This window comes from Lysinibacillus sp. COL-1 (genome assembly GCF_059814265.1).
Genome location: NZ_JCAWSJ010000004.1, coordinates 1,002,014 through 1,025,765 on the forward strand (window position 1 = coordinate 1,002,014; position 23,752 = coordinate 1,025,765).

At 38.6% G+C, this 23,752-nt stretch carries 30 protein-coding genes; 19 read left to right on the plus strand and 11 right to left on the minus strand.

What is annotated here, in order from left to right:
• The first annotated feature begins 9 nt into the window (after positions 1–9).
• The 8 genes from AC6BKE_RS13040 to AC6BKE_RS13075 all read left to right on the plus strand — a co-directional run bounded on the left by AC6BKE_RS13040 (position 10) and on the right by AC6BKE_RS13075 (position 6,770).
• The gene (locus AC6BKE_RS13040; RefSeq protein ID WP_089932048.1) at positions 10–1,056 is read left to right on the plus strand and encodes a type IV pilus twitching motility protein PilT; all 1,047 of its coding nucleotides are present in this window, start codon (positions 10–12) and stop codon (positions 1,054–1,056) included.
• Positions 1,053–2,258, plus strand: coding sequence for a type II secretion system F family protein (locus tag AC6BKE_RS13045; protein ID WP_089932049.1), 1,206 nt, complete (start codon positions 1,053–1,055; stop codon positions 2,256–2,258). The genes AC6BKE_RS13040 and AC6BKE_RS13045 overlap by 4 nt, the downstream gene beginning before the upstream one ends.
• Positions 2,259–2,345: 87 nt before the next feature.
• Positions 2,346–2,828, plus strand: coding sequence for a prepilin-type N-terminal cleavage/methylation domain-containing protein (locus tag AC6BKE_RS13050; RefSeq protein ID WP_499856899.1), 483 nt, complete (start codon positions 2,346–2,348; stop codon positions 2,826–2,828).
• A gap of 112 nt (positions 2,829–2,940) precedes the next feature.
• Positions 2,941–3,915 (plus strand): type IV pilus biogenesis protein PilM, encoded by a 975-nt coding sequence (pilM, locus tag AC6BKE_RS13055; RefSeq protein WP_499856900.1) that lies wholly within the window; start codon positions 2,941–2,943, stop codon positions 3,913–3,915.
• Positions 3,915–4,508 (plus strand): PilN domain-containing protein, encoded by a 594-nt coding sequence (locus AC6BKE_RS13060; protein WP_089932053.1) that lies wholly within the window; start codon positions 3,915–3,917, stop codon positions 4,506–4,508. Before pilM ends, AC6BKE_RS13060 begins: the two co-directional genes overlap by 1 nt.
• A complete protein-coding gene (locus tag AC6BKE_RS13065; protein ID WP_089932054.1) occupies positions 4,505–5,194 on the plus strand; it encodes a hypothetical protein in 690 nt (229 codons plus the stop codon). Before AC6BKE_RS13060 ends, AC6BKE_RS13065 begins: the two co-directional genes overlap by 4 nt.
• Before the next feature lie 67 nt (positions 5,195–5,261).
• Positions 5,262–6,014, plus strand: coding sequence for a prepilin peptidase (locus tag AC6BKE_RS13070; RefSeq protein WP_036128085.1), 753 nt, complete (start codon positions 5,262–5,264; stop codon positions 6,012–6,014).
• Positions 6,015–6,047: 33 nt separating this feature from the next.
• Positions 6,048–6,770, plus strand: a complete 723-nt coding sequence (locus AC6BKE_RS13075) for a gamma-glutamyl-gamma-aminobutyrate hydrolase family protein (RefSeq protein ID WP_036128080.1) — start codon at positions 6,048–6,050, stop codon at positions 6,768–6,770.
• Between the two features lie 110 nt (positions 6,771–6,880).
• Here the strand turns inward: AC6BKE_RS13075 and lexA are convergent, their stop codons facing one another.
• Positions 6,881–7,498 (minus strand): transcriptional repressor LexA, encoded by a 618-nt coding sequence (lexA, locus tag AC6BKE_RS13080; protein ID WP_004232118.1) that lies wholly within the window; start codon positions 7,496–7,498, stop codon positions 6,881–6,883.
• A gap of 166 nt (positions 7,499–7,664) precedes the next feature.
• Here lexA and yneA point away from each other — a divergent pair, with 166 nt between their 5' ends.
• Positions 7,665–7,979, plus strand: coding sequence for a cell division suppressor protein YneA (gene yneA, locus AC6BKE_RS13085; RefSeq protein ID WP_036128077.1), 315 nt, complete (start codon positions 7,665–7,667; stop codon positions 7,977–7,979).
• The gene (locus tag AC6BKE_RS13090; RefSeq protein WP_342504041.1) at positions 7,976–8,641 is read left to right on the plus strand and encodes a YneB family resolvase-like protein; all 666 of its coding nucleotides are present in this window, start codon (positions 7,976–7,978) and stop codon (positions 8,639–8,641) included. The genes yneA and AC6BKE_RS13090 overlap by 4 nt, the downstream gene beginning before the upstream one ends.
• A 39-nt stretch (positions 8,642–8,680) precedes the next feature.
• On the opposite strand, the gene def is transcribed toward AC6BKE_RS13090, so the two are convergent.
• Both def and AC6BKE_RS13100 read right to left on the minus strand, forming a co-directional pair.
• Complete coding sequence (gene def / locus AC6BKE_RS13095; RefSeq protein WP_271912563.1) at positions 8,681–9,256, minus strand: peptide deformylase; 576 nt, start codon at positions 9,254–9,256, stop codon at positions 8,681–8,683.
• 268 nt (positions 9,257–9,524) lie between these two features.
• Positions 9,525–10,046 (minus strand): GNAT family N-acetyltransferase, encoded by a 522-nt coding sequence (locus AC6BKE_RS13100; protein ID WP_036128064.1) that lies wholly within the window; start codon positions 10,044–10,046, stop codon positions 9,525–9,527.
• A 186-nt stretch (positions 10,047–10,232) separates the two neighbouring features.
• On the opposite strand from AC6BKE_RS13100, the gene AC6BKE_RS13105 reads away from it, so the two are divergent.
• From AC6BKE_RS13105 to AC6BKE_RS13115, 3 genes are all read left to right on the plus strand, one after another.
• Complete coding sequence (locus AC6BKE_RS13105; RefSeq protein ID WP_036128062.1) at positions 10,233–10,466, plus strand: DUF896 domain-containing protein; 234 nt, start codon at positions 10,233–10,235, stop codon at positions 10,464–10,466.
• A 124-nt stretch (positions 10,467–10,590) separates the two neighbouring features.
• The gene (tkt, locus tag AC6BKE_RS13110) at positions 10,591–12,585 is read left to right on the plus strand and encodes a transketolase (protein ID WP_036128060.1); all 1,995 of its coding nucleotides are present in this window, start codon (positions 10,591–10,593) and stop codon (positions 12,583–12,585) included.
• 94 nt (positions 12,586–12,679) lie between these two features.
• On the plus strand, positions 12,680–12,838 hold the full coding sequence (locus tag AC6BKE_RS13115; RefSeq protein WP_499856901.1) for a hypothetical protein: 159 nt from the start codon (positions 12,680–12,682) through the stop codon (positions 12,836–12,838).
• A gap of 39 nt (positions 12,839–12,877) precedes the next feature.
• On the opposite strand, the gene AC6BKE_RS13120 is transcribed toward AC6BKE_RS13115, so the two are convergent.
• From AC6BKE_RS13120 to AC6BKE_RS13140, 5 genes are all read right to left on the minus strand, one after another.
• Positions 12,878–13,510: a response regulator transcription factor gene (locus AC6BKE_RS13120; protein WP_036128056.1), complete on the minus strand. Its 633-nt coding sequence runs from the start codon at positions 13,508–13,510 to the stop codon at positions 12,878–12,880.
• Entirely contained in the window at positions 13,485–14,525 is a 1,041-nt protein-coding gene (locus AC6BKE_RS13125) for a sensor histidine kinase (RefSeq protein WP_036128054.1), read from the minus strand. The genes AC6BKE_RS13120 and AC6BKE_RS13125 overlap by 26 nt, the downstream gene beginning before the upstream one ends.
• Complete coding sequence (gene liaF, locus AC6BKE_RS13130) at positions 14,522–15,205, minus strand: cell wall-active antibiotics response protein LiaF (protein WP_036128050.1); 684 nt, start codon at positions 15,203–15,205, stop codon at positions 14,522–14,524. Before liaF ends, AC6BKE_RS13125 begins: the two co-directional genes overlap by 4 nt.
• 112 nt (positions 15,206–15,317) lie before the next feature.
• Complete coding sequence (locus tag AC6BKE_RS13135) at positions 15,318–15,956, minus strand: PspA/IM30 family protein (RefSeq protein ID WP_036128047.1); 639 nt, start codon at positions 15,954–15,956, stop codon at positions 15,318–15,320.
• 16 nt (positions 15,957–15,972) lie between these two features.
• Positions 15,973–16,329, minus strand: coding sequence for a lmo0954 family membrane protein (locus AC6BKE_RS13140; protein WP_036128044.1), 357 nt, complete (start codon positions 16,327–16,329; stop codon positions 15,973–15,975).
• A gap of 306 nt (positions 16,330–16,635) precedes the next feature.
• Between AC6BKE_RS13140 and sirA the strand changes: the two genes are divergently transcribed.
• The 3 genes from sirA (at position 16,636) to AC6BKE_RS13155 (ending at position 18,027) form a co-directional block, all read left to right on the plus strand.
• Complete coding sequence (sirA, locus tag AC6BKE_RS13145; protein ID WP_170829784.1) at positions 16,636–17,094, plus strand: sporulation inhibitor of replication protein SirA; 459 nt, start codon at positions 16,636–16,638, stop codon at positions 17,092–17,094.
• A gap of 98 nt (positions 17,095–17,192) precedes the next feature.
• Positions 17,193–17,411 (plus strand): YneF family protein, encoded by a 219-nt coding sequence (locus AC6BKE_RS13150; protein WP_004232154.1) that lies wholly within the window; start codon positions 17,193–17,195, stop codon positions 17,409–17,411.
• Between the two features lie 145 nt (positions 17,412–17,556).
• Positions 17,557–18,027: an S-ribosylhomocysteine lyase gene (locus AC6BKE_RS13155; protein WP_036128043.1), complete on the plus strand. Its 471-nt coding sequence runs from the start codon at positions 17,557–17,559 to the stop codon at positions 18,025–18,027.
• A gap of 583 nt (positions 18,028–18,610) precedes the next feature.
• Here the strand turns inward: AC6BKE_RS13155 and AC6BKE_RS13160 are convergent.
• Positions 18,611–19,582, minus strand: coding sequence for an alpha/beta hydrolase (locus AC6BKE_RS13160; protein WP_036127977.1), 972 nt, complete (start codon positions 19,580–19,582; stop codon positions 18,611–18,613).
• 207 nt (positions 19,583–19,789) lie between these two features.
• Between AC6BKE_RS13160 and AC6BKE_RS13165 the strand changes: the two genes are divergently transcribed.
• From AC6BKE_RS13165 to AC6BKE_RS13175, 3 genes are all read left to right on the plus strand, one after another.
• Complete coding sequence (locus tag AC6BKE_RS13165; protein WP_499856902.1) at positions 19,790–20,974, plus strand: acetyl-CoA C-acetyltransferase; 1,185 nt, start codon at positions 19,790–19,792, stop codon at positions 20,972–20,974.
• 22 nt (positions 20,975–20,996) lie between these two features.
• Positions 20,997–21,263: a YqkE family protein gene (locus AC6BKE_RS13170; RefSeq protein WP_036127968.1), complete on the plus strand. Its 267-nt coding sequence runs from the start codon at positions 20,997–20,999 to the stop codon at positions 21,261–21,263.
• A 179-nt stretch (positions 21,264–21,442) separates the two neighbouring features.
• Positions 21,443–21,949 (plus strand): GNAT family N-acetyltransferase, encoded by a 507-nt coding sequence (locus AC6BKE_RS13175; protein ID WP_141903549.1) that lies wholly within the window; start codon positions 21,443–21,445, stop codon positions 21,947–21,949.
• A gap of 421 nt (positions 21,950–22,370) precedes the next feature.
• Here the strand turns inward: AC6BKE_RS13175 and AC6BKE_RS13180 are convergent, their stop codons facing one another.
• Both AC6BKE_RS13180 and AC6BKE_RS13185 read right to left on the minus strand, forming a co-directional pair.
• On the minus strand, positions 22,371–22,850 hold the full coding sequence (locus tag AC6BKE_RS13180) for a VanZ family protein (RefSeq protein WP_036127962.1): 480 nt from the start codon (positions 22,848–22,850) through the stop codon (positions 22,371–22,373).
• Positions 22,847–23,746 (minus strand): aldo/keto reductase, encoded by a 900-nt coding sequence (locus AC6BKE_RS13185; protein WP_330493479.1) that lies wholly within the window; start codon positions 23,744–23,746, stop codon positions 22,847–22,849. The genes AC6BKE_RS13180 and AC6BKE_RS13185 overlap by 4 nt, the downstream gene beginning before the upstream one ends.
• Positions 23,747–23,752 lie beyond the last annotated feature (6 nt).

A 23,752-nucleotide genomic window follows, 5' to 3' on the forward strand; every position in this document is an offset into this window, starting at 1 on the left:
GTGATAAAAATGACATCTTATTCAATCGTTGAATTATTAACACGTGCGTTTGAAGAAAAAGCATCGGATCTTCATTTAACAAAAGGTATTCCGCCAGTATATCGTATTCATGGGCAGTTGGAACATTACGGTGCAGATCCATTAGATTCTGAAGAATTAAAGGGAATGGTAAATGCCATTCTTCCTGTACATAAACAACAGGAGTTTGAGGAAAAGGGAGAAACTGACTTTAACTTTTCATTGCCTGGGAAATGTCGATTCCGTGTAAATGCCTATCATCAGCGAAATGAAGTGACAATAGCGGCTCGTTTAATTGAAGCTAAAATTCCTTCTATTGAAGCACTTAATATGCCACAAGTGTTATATAAGCTTGCGGAAAAACCACAAGGTTTAATTTTAGTAACTGGTCCAACAGGCTCAGGTAAATCAACTACATTAGCAGCAATGATTGATTATATCAACGAGACAAGATCAAAACATATTATTACGTTAGAGGATCCAATTGAATACTTGCATACTCATAAAAAGTCTATCATCAATCAGCGTGAGGTTGGTGTCGATACAATGAGTTTTGCGAATGGTTTACGAGCATCATTGCGTCAAGACCCAGATATTATTTTAGTTGGGGAGATGCGAGATTATGAAACGATTTCAACGGCTATCACGGCTGCTGAAACAGGGCATTTAGTAATGGCAACACTTCATACAAGTAGTGCACCAACTACAATCGACCGTATTATTGATGTATTTCCACCGCATCAGCAAAGTCAAATTCGAGTACAGCTTGCGAATGTACTGCAAGGTATTGTTTCACAGCGTTTATTTATTCGTAAAGATGTAAAAGGGCGCATTGCTGCGACAGAAATTTTAGTACAAGCTCCTGCCATTTCGAATTTAATTCGCAATGAAAAAATTCACCAAATTCCAAGCGTAATGCAGACAAGTAAAGCATTGGGCATGCACACATTAGAATCTTCGATGCAGCACCTGATTACCACAGGTAAGATCTCGCTAGAAGATGCACGGCCATACATGAACGCTGGTGATTATAGTTGACTGTATTTCGTTATAGTGGTCGCACCAAAACAGGAGCACCTAAAAAGGGCATTATTGAAGCCCCAAATAAAAAAATTGCTATGGAGAAGCTTCGTGCACAAGGAATAAATGCGCGAGAGCTTCAAGAATCAAATAGCATTTTACATAAGGACATTGCCATTGGTACAAAAGTGAAGCACCAAGAGTTTGTTATTTATTGTCGGCAGTATGCGACATTAATTCGTGCTGGTGTCCCTGTCGTTGAAGCGACGCGTATTTTGGGTGAGCAAACACGGAATAAACCACTAAAGCGAGCATTGATGCAAGTTGAAGAGGATATTCGGAGTGGGATGGCATTTTCAGATGCAGCAGGCAAACATACCAAAGTGTTTCCCTTGCTTTTTGTCAATATGATGCGTGCTGGAGAGGCTACTGGTAACGTTGACGACACATTAGATCGTCTGGCAAGCACACTAGAAAAGCAATATAACATCAAGAAAAAAATTCAATCGGCAATGACCTATCCAGCAATATTATCCCTTTTAACGCTGGTGGTTGGCATGTTTTTAATGGTTTTTATTGTGCCTACCTTTATGGATGCATTTAAAGATATGGACTTAGAAATGCCGCTAATTACAGTTATTGTTGTTGGTATAAGTGATTGGCTGATTCAGTTTTGGTATCTCGTGATTTTAGGGCTATTAGTGTTAGTAGTGGGATCACGTTATTTTTATAAAAATAATAAAGAGTTTCATTATACGGTTAATGTTTTGTTACTCCGCATGCCTATCTTTGGCCAACTTTTACAAAAAGATATTATAGCGAGAATGACGAGAACTCTATCTACTCTTTTTAGTAGCTCGGTGCCGATTTTACAAGCCCTAACGATTGTTGAAAAAGTCGGAGGTAATCCAGTTATGGGAAAAGTAGTGCTGGAGGCCCGCGATAATTTAGAAAAGGGTGGCACATTATCAGAGCCACTTGAAAAAAGCTGGCTATTTCCACCTCTTGTTACACAAATGACAGCAATTGGTGAGAAAACAGGCTCCTTGGATTACATGCTTGAAAAAATTGCTGATTTTTACGAGGAAGAAGTAAACCGTGCCGTCGATACAATGAAGTCACTTATCGAACCTTTAATGATTATAGTACTTGCTCTTGTTGTAGGAGTAATTGTTGCGGCTATATTCTTACCAATGTTCCAACTATATGAAAATATGTAATTTTTAATTATATAAAACTTATTTAGAAATTGAATTAGAAGACCGTGTTTTCACACTTCATATAAAACTACTAAGGAGGAATTCTCTATGTTTAAAAAATGGAAAAATAAAAAACTATTGAAAAATGAGAAGGGTTTAACATTAGTTGAACTTTTAGCTGTAATTGTTATTTTAGCAATTATCGCAGCAATCGCTGTGCCTGCAATTGGTAATATTATTGATAACTCACGTTACAAAGCAGCAAAATCTGATGCAATTATGGCATTAAATGCTGCAAATATCTATTTTACTGATACACCAACAGAAGGTACAAATGAAATAACTGAAGTTGAGTTAGGCACGTTAACTAAAGAAGGTTATCTCGATAACGTGGGAACATTACAAAGCGATATTAAAATCAATAAGCAAAATAGTACTATCAGTGGTACTGCTAAAGCAGGTAAATTTACAATTACATTTACTAATGCAAAATTAGATGAAATTACAAAGGATAATCAAAAGGTTAAAAGTGATGCTAGTGATGGTAAAATAGATATTCCCAAAAAATCCACTACACCTACTAATCCATAATCAGTCCTCCCAACCCATTCAGAAACGATAATTTTCTTGCGTTTCTGGCTGGGGAATGGATGACTAATTGATAAAATCATTTATACTGAATAGGAAAAGGAGGTCTTTTCACATGTTTAAGAGAAAGAGAAAGTCGCATGTATCGATTGAACTGAAGGATTATGTGCTACGTGCGATTGTGGCGAAAGGACCTGAGCCTAGTCAATGGCATGGCTATGAATATCCTTTACCAGTTGATATCGTTGAAAATGGAGCAATCATAGATGAGGTGGCTCTTTTTGAAATTATTAAAGAACAGGTTGTGAAGTGGACAGGAAAAAAACAGGCTGTTCGTATGTTTGTGCCTGATACAACTGTTTTATTAAAAAGTTTCGAGCATCCTAAAGATGTTAAACCTCAGGAATTACGAGGATATGCTGAAATGGAGTTGGGCCATTCTATTCATTTACCTTTTCAGGACCCGTTAATTGATGTTTATGATCCCGATGCGGAGGACGGCAAGGCGATATTATTTGCAGCACCTTCAGAGGAAATTACGAAAATAGTAGGAATGCTGTTAGATGTCTCCTTGGACCCTGAAGCGGCCGATATTCGTGCCTTATGCAATATACGTTTGTTAGAACATATGTCAATGTTAGTGCCTAATAAAACATATTTAATTGCTGATTGGTCTATCAATGAACTTTCCATTAGTATCTTTTCAAACGGACAGGTTGAGTTTTTACGTTATCAATCGATTGAAACAGATATGGCACAATGGCAGGGCAAAAAAGTCGATGAATTTAGCTACCAATTTCTCTACAATGGTGAAACCGAAGATTACCAGATGGTCGTCATGGATCAGGTTTTAGAAATTGATCGGATGATGAATTTCTTTAAGTTTTCTTTACATAAAGGGGAAAAAACAGTAGATGAAATCATAATGCTTGGTGATAACCCGTTACTCAAATCAATAGGAACCTTATTATCTTCTAATTTAGAGACACCTTTGATGATTGTTGATGGAGCAAAAATTGAAAAGTTCTTTCCTTATTTTAAAAAAGAATTTTCAACATTGCTAGGCTTAGCTTTGAAGGAGGTTCATTAATGGTTCCAGATATAAACCTCTTACCACAGCTTGAAAAACGGTCTACTTCACCAAAGCTTTTTTATAGCTTGATAATTGTCATAGTGGGTCTAATAGTAGCTTATTTACTATTTATATTTTTTACAGCTAAAAGTGATTTGTCACGTTTATCTGCTGAGGAAAAGACATTAACGACACAGCTTGAACAATTACAGCAAGAGTTAGATGTAAGACAAAGTGTTGATCAGGGATCATTGGAGGAATCTGTTGCCTATATTCAAGGTGTTTCTTATCCTGTAACCCCATTAATTGATGAAACGAAAACTTTACTACCAACTCAAACGTACTTGCGTAGCTACGTTTTTGGGGAAAATACAGTTAATATTGAAGTGGATTTTGAAACGATGACCGATATATCGAAATATGTAGAGCGACTTTTAATGAGTAGTTTTTTTACAGACGCACAAATTAATACAGTGTCAAACTTTGATATAGAGCTTGGCGAACAGAAGGAATTAACGCCTGAACAAAAATTTAAAGAAGTACCACGTTATTCAGTGTCCATTACGGCGACAATCGACTTTATGTATTTAGCTGGAGGACGACGCTCATGAATAAATTAACGAGTAGTAAAAATTCATCTATTATCTTGTTATTGACTTTAATCGTTTCTATTTTATTTGCGCTTTATTATTATTTATTATTACCAAGATTAAATGAAGTAGAAGCAAAAGAGAGTCATGTATCACAGATACAGCAAGAGATTTCTAGTGTAAAAGAACAATTAGCTCAATTAGACAAGGAGCAGGGTCAGCCGACTATCAATGTTTTAGCGTTAAGACAGAAGCTACCTACAACAAGAGCTGTTGAAAAGATCATACTAGATTTAGCTGAGATTGAGGAAGTGACAGGAACACGCATAAAGTCATTAACAGTTCAAAATGATGATGCGGCTGTTTCGCAATCAGATGTATCGCAAGACCTTAATCTGTTGGAGCAAGCTGAAGAAGAGGTTAATGGTGAGCAGGATAACAAGATTACGAGTTCACCGATTTCATCTATTTCAAAGGATTCCTTACCATCGAATTTAAAGTTGATTACTTTTATATTAGAGGTTGGGGCGCTTGATTTTAATTCTCTAGAGAGCTTTTTACAGGAAATTGAACAATTACAGCGTGTGATGAAAACGGATACTATCGAATTCAAATTGCCTGGAGAGCAGGATCAATTAGAAAAAGATACGGATCTTACTTTACAAGCTACCGTCCAGGTGACGACGTTCTATTACGAAGGAGAGTAATAATTGCATTGATAGGCGTTCCATACTGCATCTGTATGGGCGCCTATTAGTTTAGGAGGACAGAAAATTGGAAATGGCTTATACAATCTTTCTATTTTTATTTGGGCTTGTCTTTGGCTCTTTTTATAATGTGGTAGGCTTACGTGTGCCACAGAAGGAGTCGATTGTACAACCTCCTTCACATTGTACTAAATGTCAAAGGCAACTGACGGCGCTTGATTTAGTGCCAGTTTTATCTTATGTGTTTTTTGGGGGGAAATGTCGGAGCTGTGGTAATAAAATAGCTTGGATTTATCCAGTAATGGAATTATTAACAGGATTATTGTTTGCCTTTGCATATTGGCAGCTTGGTTGGAGCATAGAGTTTATAGTAGCCCTATTTTTTATTTCATTATTAGTCATCATTGTTGTTTCTGATATAGCCTATATGCTGATTCCGAATAAGGTGCTTTTATTCTTTTTACCCTTCCTTATTATTGGACGAGTATTGTCGCCATTAACACCCTGGTGGGACTGTGCTGTAGGTGCAGTCGTTGGTTTCGGCATATTATATAGTATTGCTGTGATATCAAACGGGGGCATGGGTGGAGGCGATATTAAATTATTCTTTTTAATTGGACTTGTTCTTGGTACAATGCATACACTGTTAACATTATTTATAGCTGCAGTTATCGGCATGATTGTCGGGCTTGTCGTGTTAACGAAGAACAAGCAGGGGAGAAAAACACCTATTCCTTTTGGACCTTCTATTGCATTAGCCGCTATCATTGTCTATTTTTATGGGGATTCATTAATCGATTGGTATTTAGGTTTTTGGTAATTGTTCAATCTTCAAGCATATGGAGGGAAGCAAGTGAAACCGATTATTGGCATTACAGCCTTTGTGGAAGATGATTTATCCTCTCGATTAAATGCTGCTTACAGTAAAAGTATCATTGATGCAGGTGGGATTCCGCTTATTATTCCACTTGGCGTAGAGGAGGATGCCACACAAATTCTATCCCTTACAGATGGTTTATTGTTATCTGGAGGCTATGACGTGCATCCATTTCTGTATGGGGCAGAGCCTGCACCAAAACTAGGGAAAATTCATCCAGCAAGAGATACGGTAGAGTTAGCATTAATTGAAGCGGCATTCACACGAAAGATGCCTATTTTGGGTATTTGCCGAGGCATTCAAATACTAAATGTAGCACTAGGTGGTACTTTATTTCAGGATATTGATAGTGACCATTTTAGTACTAAGCTGCTCAAGCATGTACAGCAATCTGCTCGAGCTGTAGCTACTCATTATGTACAAATTATGGAGGAGAATTTATTAGCGACCATTTTACAACAAGAGAAAATAGCGGTAAATTCATTTCATCATCAGGCAGTTAATGTATTAGCAGAGAAATTAAAAGTAGCAGCAAAATCGAGTGATGGCATTATCGAAGCAGTTGTTCATGAAGAGTTGCCATTTTGCTTGGCTGTTCAGTGGCATCCCGAGGAACTAGCTATAGCAGGAGATGAGCCTGCACAAAAATTATTTTCAGCCTTTGTTGAAGCTAGCTTAAAATTCAAAAAGGAAGCGTAGCAGGGGGACTGTACAAAGAATCCAACCATATATGGATTCTTTTTTTGCGTAAAAAAGAGGATACATGCTCTTAGAAGGAACACATAATCCTCAAAACCTACTTTAAATGATTAATGTACACGACGATATAGTCCTACAACTTGTCCTAAAATAGAAACTTGATCGACGATAATAGGCTCCATAGATGAGTTTTCAGGCTGTAAACGGAAATGATTTTTTTCCTTGAAGAAACGTTTGACCGTTGCTTCATCCTCTGCTGTCATGGCTACAACAATATCTCCGTTATTAGCTGTTGCCTTTTGCTTCACAATAACTAAATCGCCGTCTAAAATTCCTGCTTCAATCATAGATTCCCCCATAATCTCTAGCATGAATAACTGATCCTCGCTTGTGCCATACGTATCTGGTAATGGGAAATATTCTTCAATGTTTTCAATAGCAGTAATTGGGGAACCAGCAGTTACCTTCCCCACAAGTGGTACATGAATGACTTGCTGCTTTTGAATAGACTCTTCAGGCTCTAAAATTTCAATTGCACGTGGCTTTGTTGGATCTCGACGAATAAAGCCCTTTTGTTCTAATCGAGCTAAATGACCATGAACAGTTGAACTTGAAGCAAGTCCGACTGCTTCCCCGATTTCACGTACTGATGGTGGATATCCCTTAGCTCGTACCTCTTCTTTAATAAAAGCCAAAATGTCCTCTTGTCTTTTCGAAACTTTTTTCATGAGTGCTCACCTCTTTTTTCTAATATCATTCTTCTTATTTGATAGTATAACAGAATGCGAACATGTATGCAAACATAGGTTCGAAAAGTGTTTGACAAAAACGTTTGTTCGCTTTATTATGAGAACATACATTCCGAACAAACATTCTAGAAAAGGAGTTGTAACTATGACATGGTTAAAGAAAAATACACATATCTCCATTTTATTAGGAGCTTGTCTATTATTTGCAGGATACCTTTACATCACTGATCCAGGAGATGTTAATTACGCAGAAATTCAAATTGAACATGGGGATAGCTTGTGGTCGTTAGCAGAGCAATACCGTGGTAAGATGAGTACAGATGATTGGATTAAGCTGGTCAAAACAGAAAATGAATTAGCAGATATTAAAATTGTGGCAGGAAAGTCTCTAGTTATTCCTGTATTGGGTGATCAAGCCAATCCCATCCATACTATCGAAATTGCGAGAACTGAACAATGATGAATAAACAAATGTCGGCTGTTGTCTATTGCCGTGTAAGTACTGAAAAAGAAACACAAAGCTCCTCATTAGAGCGCCAACAGGAAGAGTTGCTGCGCTACGCTAGAGAGCAAGGCTATGAGGTAAAGGGTGTATTTAAGGATAAGCATAGCGGCTATGATGTGGAACGCGATGGCTTGCTTGAAATGCTTGATTTCATTAAAGAAAAGGGAATTAATGCCCTTTTTGTACAAGATGAAACACGATTAGGACGTGGGAACGCAAGGATGGCTGTGTTGCATTTATTGCAAAAATCAGCAACAGATGTTTTTTCCATGCGCGATGCAGGACCCGTTCAACTAAATGAAATGGACACGATGCTGCTTGAGATTTTAGCAATCGTGGAGGAGTATCAACGAAGAATCCATAATGCTAAAATACGTCGAGGCATGCGACGCGCTGTAGAAAATGGCTATCGTCCTGAAAATAATTTATCGAACCGAGGGAATCCCCATGGGCAGGAGCGAAAGGATCTACCTGTAGATGAAATTGTCAAGCTACGCAAACGTGGATTTACCTTTGAGGAAATTTCGATCACGCTTCGAGGGTTGGGCTTTGAAGTAAGTAAAGCGACTGTTCATCGTCGCTTCCAAGAACATCAAGAAAGATTAGCAGGCAAATAATATCGCCTGCTAATCTTTTTTTATTCACAGTAAAAAATGCTATTGATAGGAAGCCAAACTGTCGATGATGATGTTAGTAGGTAGTTGAAAAGGATACTCTTTATTTATTCGATCATAAAACATTATGCCATTTAAATGATCGATTTCATGTTGGACAACGATCGCCCCATAGCCCTGAAACGGCAGGATGAATTCTTGACCATCAATGTCATATGCTCTGACCTTAATACGCTCGTATCTTGGCACAAAACCATGGACAGGTCGATTAACCGACAGGCAGCCTTCTCCATCAGGTAAATAAATCATATTGAGGGAATGACTTATGATTTTGGGATTGATAAACACCATTTCATTATGATCAAATAGTACAGCAAACATTCGTTTGTCTACACCTATTTGATTTGCAGACAACCCAGTTCCAGGGCGAAGCTTATATTTTTTTGCTAGCGTTGGATCTTGGCTGTTTTTGAGATATTGCAGCATAGCTAATAAAGTATTTCGATCCTCTTGGTTTAAGGGTGTCGTCACTTCTTCGGTTTGTTTTCGTAATAATACCGAGTCTTCTTTCACAAAATCTTTCATGGTAATGATCGAATCAGGAAGAAATTTAGTCATACATAAACACCTCATCAATACGGCTATTGAGGACTTTAGCCATCTTCAAAGCTAATGGCTCGTACTTATCATTTTCAATACAATTAATTGTCTGTCTAACAACACCGCATTCTTTCGTAAGTATAGCTTTGGTTATCCCTAATTTGTTTCTCAACATTTTGATCATACTCCTCAGGTTTATCCCTCCGTTTTGTCTGAAGTGTTAGCCATTTATTTTATACTCTTTTTACTGAATGACCAAATGTTGTTACTATGTAACACGGTCATTTTATAGAGTTTTATGCCATTCTTCTTGCAAGATTGCGTAATAGTATTCATCCCACCAATTGTCACCATGCGGTATACATTTTTTAAAAAATCCTTCACGCCGCATACCGATCTTTTCCATCACTCGGTAAGAAGCTATATTTTCGGGTTGGCATGTTGCTATTATTCTATGAAGCTTCAATTTGGAAAATCCATAATCTAATAGGGCTTGAGCAGCTTCTGATGCATAGCCATGTTGCTGATAAGCAGGATTCAATACCCATCCAATTTCATAGGTATGTTCGCCAAAGCATCGATGAAAAACTAAATGACCAATAACTTCTGGTTGATCGCGTAAAGTAATGGCAAAATGCTTAGCTTGATCCGCGCTATTTTCTGTTATAAATTTTTGGACTTGTTCTTCCGTTAAAACTCCTTCAGGCATATAATGCATCACCGTTTCATCAGACATATAGCTATAAACAGCCTGCCAATCTTGGGCTTCAAATTTTCGGATAAGTAATCGCTGTGTTGTGATGTTCATCTAATTTCCTCCAATAAATATAAATTTTTTCCTTTTATTATTAGTTATACACGACTAACATCTGGAAGTCATGTAAATTATGGCTAAGAAGTGTTATTAAGGGTTGGTATAACTGCATTTTAAGGGAAAGCATGCTATACTTTGCATACTGAAGTCATTAAGCTAGGTATTGAAAGGTGTGTAACAATGTTATCAAAGGAAAAAATTAACCGAATTAATGAACTTTCTGCTAAGGCCAAAAGTGGTCAATTAACAGAAGCAGAGGCTAAGGAGCGAACAGCGCTTCGCAAGGAGTACTTAGATACGTTTAGAGCGACTATGCGAGATACGATTGAAAATGTAAAAGTGGTAGATGCAGAAGGTAATGATGTGACACCAGAGAAAGTAAGACAAGCTAAAAAAAATAAATTTCTAAATTAATGTGACACAATTCAATAAAGTATGTATGAAAACGCAATTAGTATAACAAAAGCATTGTTTTCTAAAGCAATGTTGACTAAACTGTAAAAGAACAATATAGGACGAGAAAGGATGTCACAATATAATGACTCAACACGCGGATCTTTTAGCAATTAATGCTATTCGAACTTTGTCAATCGACGCTATCGAAAAAGCAAATTCTGGTCACCCAGGTTTACCAATGGGGGCGGCGCCAATGGCTTATACGCTATGGACAAAACAATTACGCCATAATCCAGCAAATCCAAAATGGTATAACCGTGATCGTTTTGTACTATCAGCTGGTCATGGTTCTATGCTTCTGTACAGCTTACTTCATCTTGGAGGCTATGGTTTACCAATGGAAGAAATTCAAAACTTCCGCCAATGGGATTCATTAACACCAGGACATCCTGAATACGGTCATACAGTAGGTGTAGAGGCAACAACTGGTCCGCTTGGTCAAGGGATTGCTATGACAGTTGGTATGGCAATGGCTGAGCGTCATTTAGCGGCTACTTACAATAAACCTGGTCATGATATCGTTGACCACTACACATTTGCCCTTTGTGGTGATGGTGACTTAATGGAAGGTGTAGCAGCTGAAGCTATTTCATTAGCTGGTCACTTAAAGCTTGAAAAATTAATCGTACTTTACGATTCTAATGATATTTCTTTAGACGGTGACTTAGAAAAGTCATTCTCAGAAAACGTACAAAAACGCTTTGAATCTTATGGCTGGAATTACTTAAAAGTGGCTGATGGTACAGATGTAGATGCCATTAATGCCACAATTGAAGAAGCGAAAAAATCAACTGGCAAACCAACATTAATTGAAGTAAAAACAGTGATTGGTTTTGGTTCTCCAAATAAATCTGGTAAAGCAGATTCACATGGTGCGCCACTTGGTACAGATGAAGTTGTCTTAACGAAAGCTGCGTATGAATGGGCACACGAGCCATTCCAAATTCCTGCTGAAGTGTATGATACATTTAATGCTGCTGCTGAAATACAAGGTGCACAATCTGAGGAAGCTTGGAATGCTAAATTTGCTGCATATAAAGAAGAGTTCCCAGAGTTAGCGGCTCAATTTGAAAAAGCGATGAATGGTGAATTACCAGAGGACTTTGCGTCAGAGCTACCAGTATATGAGGCAGGTAAATCTGTAGCAACACGTTCTTCTTCTGGTGACGCGATTAATGCCATTGCGAAGAAAACTCCTTCATTCTTTGGTGGTTCCGCTGACCTTGCTGGCTCCAATAAAACAACGATGAAGGGTGCAGGCGATTTCTCTGCAGACGATTATGCTGGTCGCAACATCTGGTTTGGTGTTCGTGAATTTGCAATGGGTGCTGCAATGAACGGTATGGCTCTTCATGGTGGTTTAAATGTATTTGGCGGTACGTTCTTCGTATTCTCTGATTATGTTCGTCCAGCAGTTCGTCTTTCTGCATTAATGGGGCTTCCTGTAACATATGTATTTACACATGACTCTATTGCAGTAGGGGAAGATGGTCCGACACATGAACCAATCGAACACCTTGCATCACTACGTGCGATGCCAAATCTCTCTGTTATTCGTCCTGCGGATGCAAATGAATCAGCAGTAGCTTGGGAGCTTGCCGTAGCATCAGAAAAAACGCCAACCGTTTTAGTATTATCTCGTCAAAACTTACCTGTCCTTGACGCTTCTATTGAAACAGTTCGTGAGGGTGTTACGAAGGGTGCTTACACAGTATCTCCTGCTACAAAAGAAGTAGCAGATGCTATTTTAATCGCAACAGGCTCTGAGGTTTCACTTGCTGTTGAAGCACAGAAAGCGTTAAAAGCAGAAGGTGTGGATGTGGCAGTTGTTTCCATGCCGTCTATGGATCGCTTTGAAAAACAAGACGCAGCTTATAAAGAATCTGTCCTACCAAAAGCTGTGACAAAACGTCTTGCGATTGAAATGGGTGCATCATTTGGCTGGCATAAATATACTGGCTTTGAAGGTGACGTTCTTGCAATCGACAAGTTCGGTGCATCAGCTCCTGGTGAATTAGTAATGGAAAAATACGGATTCACTGTAGAAAATGTCGTAGCGAAAGTAAAAGCACTATAATTTATATTAAAATACCGCAACACTCAGCGAACTTAAACATCGACTGAGTGTTGCGGTACTTTTTTATTATGATAAAAATGAGATTATTGCAGAGGTGCTGCATCATTTTGCCAAGTATCCAAAGGAACAATTTATCATGATCGGGGCTCGTGAAAATGATTTTGATGCTATCGGCGTGACATATGGTTATGGATCACGACAAGAATTAGAAAAGGTATATTGTGGATCTAATCAAGTACCTCTAAATACATGAAAAAACTGCATGCTGACATGCAGTTTTTTATGTAGGTGTTTATTTAGCAAGGCCATTTTGAAAAGCATAGACAACAGCCTGTGTACGATCTTGCACTTCGAGCTTTGCTAAAATATTGCTAACATGTGTTTTTACGGTCTTTAAGGCAATGTATAGTTCGTCAGCGATTTCCTGATTGGCTTTACCCTTTGCCATGAGCAATAATACTTCCATTTCACGGTCAGTGAGCTGTTCGTAAAGGGGCGTATTATTACCGTGGCGCATACGGTGCATCATTTTGGATGTGACTTCTGGCTCTAATACTGTTTCGCCACCTATGGTTTTACGAATAGCATCGGCAATTTGTTTAGCATTAGAAGTTTTTAAAATATAGCTTACCGCACCAGCCTCTAAAGCAGGGTAGACTTTATCGTCATCTAAAAAACTAGTCACCATCATGATTTTTGCCTCTGGCCATGCCGTTAAAATTTCCGCTGTTGCCTCTGCTCCTGTCATGATGGGCATGACATTATCCATTAAAATAATATCAGGTCTTAGGGCAAGGGCACGCTCCACAGCCTCTTTGCCGTTTTCAGCCTCACCTACAACTGTAATATCTGGTTGTGCTGAAAGATAGGCTGAAACGCCAATCCGTACCATTTCATGATCATCCACTATGAGCACTTGTATCATCGACATGAACCTCCTCCTTCTGTAGCGGAATTTTAACCTCCACAATCGTTCCTTCTTCAGGCACGGACACAATTTTGTATGTGCAGCCAATTTCAACAGCTCGTTCAGCTATATTTTGTAAGCCGTACGAAGTTGATTTATCGGCCTCCACATCAAAGCCTAACCCATTATCCTGAATTCGTAAAATGGCTAAGTCATCTCGTGCAACAAGCAGTAACTCCACTTCACTTGCTTTGGCATGACGGAGCGTGTTAGAGAGGGCTTCCTGTGCAATACGGAATAAATGGTCTTCTTCTGCTTTTGTTAAGGCCATTTCCTCTAGCTCATATTCAATATGGAAATAAACTTTTTGTTGAAGTTCAATAATCAATTCCTCTAAGCCTTGTGCTAGCGTTTTATTGTGTAGAGCTACAGGTCGTAAGTGGAGCAGCAATGCGCGCATTTCTAGCTGTGCCTGCTGAACAATCTTTTCCACCTGTTTTAAGCTAGTAGCATTTTCGTCATTTTCAGTTAATGCTGAGAGTAACATAGAAGCCGCAAATAATTGCTGTGATACGGAATCATGCAATTCCCTAGCAAGTCGTTGGCGTTCAGCAATAATACGCTCCTGAATAATTTTATCATTTGCTTCTGCCCGTTCATTGGAGAGTCGCTGTAAGCTTTTTCGCTGTGTATCGATTAATTCACTTGTTTGAACTATTGCCTTTTTTAATGATTTCGGAAGTGCTTGTTTTTTAGGGAAAATAAAATCAGGCTCGATTAATTGCTTCACAATGCGTGTTGCTTGAGCTTCTCGTGCCCGAGCAGTCATGCTGATCCAGCTAGCAAACAGGAAGCTAAGTACAAACAGGCTAACTACGATGATGCCTCCTAGCGGAATATTATCGTAAGTCTGCTGCCACAATGGCTCCCATGTTTTTTCATCCGGATTGCCCCATACCGCCACAAGCAGACCGAAAACAGCACTCATTAAAATGAAAAATAGCGTAAACAATCTTGAGATAAAGGCAATCATTTTCGTAGCACCTCCAAATCTCCCAGCCAGGTTGCGACATGAATAATTAAAACGCGTTTAGCATCCTCAGGGTTGCCGTCAGCGAAAGTAATACTTTCATTTAAGATGCGTTGTGGCCCCTTATGTAAGCAGATAAGCTCACCAAATAACGTCGTATACTGTAAACGGAAAGGGATTTCATAGGGAATATAGATTTGAACTTTCCCGATCCCTTGGCGAATTGTAATGAGACTAGTGCCAGCAGGTAAGATTGTTTGTGTTGTATCAATCGTAATATCTCCTGCAAGGCGTTGAATTTGTACATCTTGCCATTTGTACGCTTCTGTAGGTGCTGGCATTGTGCCAATCAAGTCATTTTTAGTTGTAGGAAGCTTTTCAAAAAGCTCTGCACCGACTACCTTTGGTTCGTTTTCTCGTTGTAGGTATTGATAAAGCATATATAAGAGCATGATGACGACGAATAAACGTAGGCTCCACATGGTAAACAAAGCAATAGCAATGAAGAAAATTCCTGTCCATTTAAAAAAACGAACTTTTTTGGAAAAACTTAAATAAAGAAGTACTGCCCCAATCAATAAACAGAAGGCTCCGCCATTATTAAAAATAGTAAGCTCTACAAAGACGAGTAAAAAGAAGCATAGTACCCAAAACGTGAGCTTATTTGTTGTGAAATTTTGCAAGAGGGTCACCCTTCCTTCTACTAATAGTATAAGAGAGGGAATGGGACCCTCTATTTTTAAACGTGAAAGAATGCGCCTTATAAAGTTGGCGCATTGCTTTCATTATAACATGTTATTTATTTTCAATTAGCAGTGGTGAGTGATCTTCTGCTGCTTTTTTTTCTAATTCTGCCAGTCTTGCCTCGAAAGTTGTTACCTCATGATCTTTATCGATTTGGTAAGCTAATTTATCGATATAGGCTTCTAAATCTTCAAAATTTGTTTTATTGTTTTTGGCAATCATGCCGTCCATTTGATGGTGAGCACGTGTTACATTTTCTTTTCCCATCAGCTGTAATTGACGTACTTTCATATCTTTAATTTTATGCTTCATTGTTTCGAATTTACGCTCTAGCTCGAAGTATTCACGTGTACTCGATTCAATGCTCGCTTGTAGTGTATGATTACGAGCTGTGTAAGCCGTTACTTCATCTGTAGCGAAATCAATTAAATCCTGTTCACCACTAGTTGTTGCCAATGTTAGTTGGGCTTCACGTTTAGCTAGTAATTCAGCATTTTGCTTATATTCTTGCTCTAGCTTTTCTTTTAATTGCCCTTGTCGTTCTAATAATTTACCTGTTTGTTCTGTTTGTTTTTCTGCCTCGCGAATGTATTGATTTAACATTGCAATCGGATTTTTTTGTTCCTTTTTATCAAATATTTGATGTAAGTCTGCCTCTACTGTATATCTAAAACGTTGAAATAAATTCATTTAATTTCGCTCCTTTTTATTTTGTTAAGTTTGACCATTCTTTTTCAAAGTTTGTAAACGGATCTTCTTCTTTTTTCCCTTCGATTGTAGGGATTTTTACATCTTCGCCATTCCATTTTTTATAGATGACATAGATAATAGCGATAGCTGCAAGACCGATCATTGCTGGAATGTTAGACACTGCTGATAGAACACCGATTAGACCAACTGTAAACCAGAAAATTTTACCGAATGTTGATTTGCTTGCCATGTAGAAATGCATGCCTAGTGCTACAAATAATCCGGAGAATAGTAAACCTGCCAGTGGTCCTATTAAGGCAAGTGCAACACATGCTGCGATGACGCCTCCAGTTAATAAAAGAAATTTTTTCATTTGTTTTAGCTCCTTTCGTTTGTACCTTTATGTTACCTCTATACAAGATTGTCTAAAACGGACTCGAAATTGATTTTGATCTAGGTCTTGAGGCTGAGAACCATCTAAGCTGTAACGAAAGTGGGTTTTTGGCGTATAAAACGAGCTGTTTTTTCTTGTTTTTGGAAAATAACTATTTTGTTTTATCAAAAAATACCATTTGTCATAAAGTCATTTATAGATGCGAAACTAGAATTTTTTCGACAAAAATAGAAGATAGATCCTTCCTTCGTTTGACAAATTAACAAGGTTGGATGAGCTATACTTATGGAAAAGAAACTGAGCGAAGGAGGATTTCTGGTGAGAACCTATTCTATATATAAGATAAAAGAAGAGCATTTAACATTTATTTTTGGCAGAGAGCGTAAGTTGTTAGAGATGATGCAAGGCTGTGAAGACGCCAACGAGAAATCCTTAAAAGAGCTTGCATATATATGTGAATCTGTTCGTTTTGAAGAAATTGCAGCGATGTTGGAACATCAACTTGATTCCAAATATGCACATTTAGAAAGAGCCCGCAATGCTTTGTTTTTAGAACATCCGATAAAAGGCAAAATGGCTATTTATTTGGTCGATCGTAAAATTTGTGTTTATTGTGAAGGTTCGCGAATGCTAGATTTAGATTTATTTCAAATGCTTGCCAAAATGAGTGAACGGTTTATTGCTTTTAATAAACAGGATAATGAGTGTGGGTGGTTAAAGCCGATGAAGTATACAATGCACTAGGAAAATTCACTACAATATATAGTAACACGCTATCATTTGGTGTATAATGGTGCGTGGAGAGTTTTTCTCGGTATATTGTAGTGGAGGAGGTTGGTTGTATGCCTACATGGGGCTGGATTATTATCGTAATTATCGCATTAGCAGCGGGAGCGGCACTTGGTTTCTATTTCGCTCGTCAAGCTATGATGAAATATTTAAAAGAAAACCCACCTATTAATGAGCAAATGATTCGTATGATGATGGCACAAATGGGTCGTACGCCGTCTGAAAAGCAAGTACGTCAAATGATGGCACAAATGAATAAATTCCAAAAGTAATCGGAATGATGAGAGCAACTAGTTCAAACTTAACTAGTTGTTTTTTTTATATTTTTTACAGTATTTAAAAAATTCTTGAAAATCATATAATTCTATCGGGAAACTATGTATAATAGAATTACCATACGGAAAGGGGTTATGTATTATGCAAAAAGAAAAGACAAATGTAGAAAGCTTTGATCTGGATCATACAAAAGTAAAGGCACCTTATGTTCGTTTAGCTGGTATTAAAACGGGCCAAAATGGCGACGAAGTGTACAAATATGATATTCGCTTTAAACAGCCAAATAAAGAGCATATGGATATGCCTGCCTTACATTCTTTAGAGCATTTATCTGCTGACATTATTCGTAACTACTCTGATCACATTGTTGATTTTAGTCCAATGGGTTGCCAAACAGGCTTCTATGTATCACTGATTAATCATAATGATTATGAGGAATTATTAACTATTTTAGAGAAAACATTTATTGATGTGACAAAAGCAACAGCTGTTCCTGCATGCAATGAGGTGCAGTGTGGCTGGGCTGCTAGCCATAGCTTGGAAGGTGCACAATCATTAGCTGAAGAATTTTTAGCAAAACGAGATGAATGGCATATCGTTTTTGGAGAATAATCATTTATAAAACCTTGCGGAGATAATTCCGCAAGGTTTTCTTAGTGTTGAAAAACAAAACAGTCAATTGGAAGGTAGAAATGGATTTCCCTTGCAGGCTACTTGCTTTCCTGTGGGCGAGCGTCCCGAGCCGCTTCCTCCGCTATCGCTCCGTTTAGAGGCTCGCCTGTCTCGTTATCCCACGGGAGTCAAGTAGCCTTCCACTCCAACCTACAAAAGTATTACCTTTTTAGCAAAGGTTTTCAAATAAGGCGAAGGTCTTCACTACTCTTTATGGAGAGGTGTTGTCACACATCACTTCCCCACATTGAAAATAAGAGCTTATTCCCTCTAAAAATAATGGGCTATTTAATCGCTATATTACTATGAAAAAAAGTAAAGACACTTTGCAGAATGGTTGATTGGAGTGGAGCCAGCGTCACTCCTAGGGGATTAGCGTCACAGATGAGACCCTGGAGCGAGCGTAAGTGAGTGAAGCGGCTCATCGGACGCCCCCTGGAAAGGGCGCTGGCGGAACGGAAATCAACCTCTCACCTTGCAAAGTTGCTTTTTCTGCCTTTGACATGATCTTTTTTCATGTGTGCTAAAAATGGAATGGAATGACATTGGAGGAGGAAGACTCGGGATTGATTTTTTGGTAAATAAAACTTTCTAAAAAATCATGAATTAAATCCTCATATTCATCCATATTTTCATTAAAGGACTGTGCATGTGCCCCAGTGTCAAAAAGTTTTAATTTTTTGGGACCTGCTTTTTTATTGTAGAGATCTAGTGACATCGACGCTGGAATAAATGTATCAGGAATACTGTGAATAAAGAGTACTGGTTTTTCAATATGTGTCACGGCTTCAGCAGGTGTTACACTTTTGAAGGAGTAACCATCTCTGAGGCGAACAAAGAAATCGGCAAAGCGAATGGGAATAATGGAGCCATATTTAAATTCGGTTTTGGCGATTTGCTTCAACAACATGGAAAAATCGGAGAACGCACAGTCTGAAATATAGAAATCAGCACCATCTTCCACTGTTCCAGCATAAAGTAGCATAGTTGCTGCCCCCATGGATTCACCGTGAATCCCAAGGATAGCGTCTTCACCAATCATGGCTTTCACTGTCTTTACTACTGCATCAAGATCATTTTTTTCATAGTAGCCATAACTCGTTGTTTTGCCCCCAGATTCACCATGACGACGATGGTCAAAAATAACTGAATTATAGCCAAGTCTTTCAAATAATCGAGCATATTTTACGGAATTTATTTTATTTTCAGTGACACCGTGACAAATGATGATGGTGTTATTAGTTTGCAAAGGCTGAAACATAATGCCTCGAATTGAGTAGCCATTAGGAGAATCAATATTGAGTTCACATTTCAAGTTATTATTGTACCAAGCTTCATCAAAGCGCTTGGCAGTCGTTTCTCGTTCTCGAACAAACTCCGGGTCTTTTTGTTGGATATACATTAATTTATTGGAAAGCGCGAAGCCGAACAGACCTGTTGCAGCTGCGGCTAGCGTTGTTGTAATACCAGAGAATAAAAGCATCTTCTTTTTCATCATAAAACACCTCCACATGCTGTTTCTTATTTGTAATGTTCCCAACTAAGATTGTTTAAAACACGTCAACATTTTACAATATCTTTGGCAAAACTGCGATTATTTCTATTATCGAAAATCGTCAAAATATTTGTTAAAATATACATATCTGCTAGTAGCATATGCATGCAGTGTTGATTTTTGAACGGGGAAAAGGGGAGAATGATTATGACAAACGAGGTAGTAATCGTGAGTGCTGTGCGTACAGCGATAGGCTCATTTCAGGGGACATTAAAAGACGTACCAGCGACAACGTTAGGTAGCATTGTCATTAAAGAGGCGTTAGCACGTGCAGGTGTAGCAGGAGAACAAGTAGATGAGGTCATTATGGGGAATGTCTTAGCGGCAGGGCTTGGACAAAACCCAGCTCGTCAAGCGGCAATTAAAGCGGGGTTACCTCACGAGGTATCAGCATTAACAATTAATAAAGTATGTGGATCGGGTTTAAAGGCTGTTCATTTAGCCACACAGGCGATTATAGCGGGAGATGCTGAGATTGTTGTTGCGGGGGGCTTTGAAAATATGAGCCAAGCACCTTACGTCTTAAAAAATGCACGAGAAGGCTTCCGAATGGGCGATCAAAAGGTAGTAGATACAATGATTCAAGATGGCCTATGGTGTGCTTTTAATGATTATCATATGGGGATTACCGCTGAAAATTTATGTGATATGTATCAAATTTCTCGAGAAGAGCAGGATGCTTTTGCGGCTCGTTCTCAGCAACGTGCAGAGGCAGCGATTGCAGTTGGCAAGTTTGAAAATGAAATCGTGGCTGTCCAGATTCCACAGCGTAAGGGAGAGCCACTTCTTTTCAATAAAGATGAATTTCCACGAGCAGGTGTGACAGCGGAGTCCTTAGCTAAGCTACGACCAGCATTTAAAAAGGATGGCTCCGTTACCGCAGCGAACGCATCGGGTATTAATGATGGTGCAGCAGCAGTTGTGGTGATGTCAAAGGAAAAAGCACAAAAGTTAGGCATTCAACCAATGGCGATTATTACAGCGAATGCCAGCGCAGGTGTCGATCCAGCTATTATGGGGACAGGTCCTGTAAAAGCTGTCCAAAAAGCACTAACAAAAGCAGAGACAACTTTAGACGATATCGATTTAATTGAAGCAAATGAAGCATTTGCAGCACAATCAATTGCTGTAGATCGTGAATTAAGCTTTAATCATGATAAACTAAATGTTAACGGGGGTGCTATTGCTCTTGGTCATCCAATCGGTGCAAGTGGTGCTCGTATTTTAGTGACGCTATTGCATGAAATGGAAAAGCGTGACGCAAAAACGGGCTTAGCCACATTATGTATCGGTGGGGGACAAGGCGTAGCAACTGTTGTAAAGCGCCCTTGATATCAATAAGAAGGTGAATGTAATGGGAAAGAAACGAAAACAGCAGCAACGCACTGACAATAGCATGACAGCTAGCCTACCTAAGCAAGAGGCGGTCACATTAGCGGATCAGCTTGGCGGCGATGTGCTCGCAAAATTAAAAGCGGCGAAGCAAGATTTAACTGCTAAAGAGCAGGCGGCAGAGGAAGAACGTCAAGCAAAATTAGCGTTTGAACGCAAACAACGTGAAAAAAATAAATCGTTTGAAGAATTACTAAACGAATACGGCGATAAAGGCTCTAAATTTTAAAAATAAAGCAGTGAATTCACACAGGTGGGTTCACTGTTTTGTCTTTTACAGCATTTAAATTATGTCGTTATAGTCGATATACAAAGAGAGATTTTTGAATTTAATGGAACGGGAGACGCTGCCAATAACATATACCTAATTGTAGTTTAGTATCAATTAAATTATGTTAGGAGAACAACATGGTAGAATTACAGACAGAAAGAATAAGATTAATTCCTTTAAACGCCAAGTATCTAAAATTACTAATAGAGCATGAGAAACAAATGGCCAAGCAGTTGTCATTAAGTATGGGTGAGGGGCGTTTAGATTGCGAGCTTAAACAAGCATTGTATTTTAGACTTTCCAAAGTCGTAGAAGATGAGCAAAACTATCTTTGGCATACGAACTGGTTACTTGTGTTAAAAGAGAAAAATTGTGCTGTTGGTGGCATAATGCTAAAAGGTATGCCAAATGACCAAGAGGAAGTTGTGATTGGGTATTATACTTTTCCTCCTTATCAGGGGCAGGGCTATATGACAGAATCAATCATAGCTCTTCAAAACTGGTTACTTCATCAACTAAATGTAAAATACGTTATTGCAGATACCGAAAAAGATAATGTGGCATCCCATCGAGTTTTAGAAAAAGCAGGAGCTGCCTTGTATAAAGAAACAAACTCCCTCTATTTTTGGAGATTCCAACTTTAAAAAAATGGCTAAGACAAAAGACTATGATTGTGCCTTTTGTCTTTATTTTGGTTAAAAATGGTAATGTCACAAAAAAGATTTTTTAGCAAGGCGAGTAGTTCCGTTCCGCCAGCGTCCTTTTCAGGGGGCGTCCGATGATCTGCTTCCCTCACTTACGTTCGCTCCAGGGTCTTCTCTGTGACGCTGGCTCCACTCCACATTAACCATTCTGTAAAAGTGTCAGTAGCAGTAGTGAATAAAATATTTCTATTTTTAGAGAGTGGGACGCGATTAATCACCACTACCATCAATAAAGTAGTGAACACCTTCATTTTATTTGTGAAACCTTTGTAAAAAAGAGAACTCTTTTGTAGAGCGGCAAACCTTTTTTTACTTTAAATTCTATGGATATTTTGTTATTCAACACAATGAAGACAAAAGGCTACGGTAATGCCTTTTGTCTTTTATTTTTAAGTATTTTTCTCAGTGCAACAACGATACTCACAAAAACAATGGCTCCAGCTGTATCGACCAAGACATCTTGGAAGCTCATTGTGCGACCTGGTGTAAAGCTTTGACGAAATTCGTCAATGATAGCAATTGTAGCTGTTCCTGCAATGGCAATACTTGCTGCAAAATGTCTTTTTCCCCAAGCAAAATACAGACCAAGTGCAATGCATCCAAACCCAATAAAATGTGTCAATTTACGAATTAAAAACTCTACAAATGGAAAATAACCACGTTCTTCAACGGAAACGATGGTTCCCCAATAGGGAATTTTTAAAACAGATAGTTGTTTTTCAAAAGGTTTATTGGCAAGTAGATCTTCTAATTCTGGTAGGATACTCTGTTGCTCATAGGTCATACTAGAGGAGATTACTAATATGACAAGACAGATGATGAAGACCAGCCATTTTTTCATCGGTGTTCTTGATACTGCTCATTTTTAGTCAGTTTATTGGCTGCATTAAAATCTGTGATTACGTTGATTTTTTCATAGGCAGCTAGCGTTTGAGCTAGCTGTTGTTGTGAGCTTGCCCCAATTACCGTTGAAGCGATCGTAGGCTCTTTCAAATTAAAGGCGATGGCCAGCGCATGTAAATCATCATATTGTAAAGCTAAGTCTGTTAACGATGCTGTTAATTCCTCTGCCGTATAGCCGTTAAAACCATTGACCTGTTGTAGACGTTGTTGCCAGCTATTTGTTAATAAGCCTTTTGCCACTGTGCCACGTGTTACAACAGATGCACCTTGATTTGCAATAAACTCAAACCATTCTTCAGGGCGACGATCTAGAGCACTATATTGCATCATAACGCTTTTAGCTGAGCTTGCAGGTAAAAATCGCTGCAATACATTTGGACGAATAGAAGAAATGCCATATTCACGAATGAGCCCTTCTTTTTTAAGTCCTTCAAATGTGTCAATAATTCCATCCCAATCATCTTCCATTGTGCCGCCATGTAATTGATAGACATCAATATAGTCTGTACCTAGTCGTCGTAAGCTAGCATAGGCAGCTTCTTTAATATAGTCTGGGGATGCGTCCCAATGCCAACCATCGACGCCTTCTGTCCAACGGTTTCCTACCTTTGTTGCTAGGATGACATCATGACGACGTTTACCTAACGTTGTACCAATGATTTCTTCGTTTGCACCAAAATCATATAAATCCGCTGTGTCGATATAATTAATCCCGGCATCTAATGCCATATCGACAATGGCAGCTGCTTGCTTTTTATCTGTCGAAAGAGACATGCCTCCTAAACTAATCTCTGAAATAAACAATTCACTTATGCCAAGCTGTCTTTTTTTCATATGATC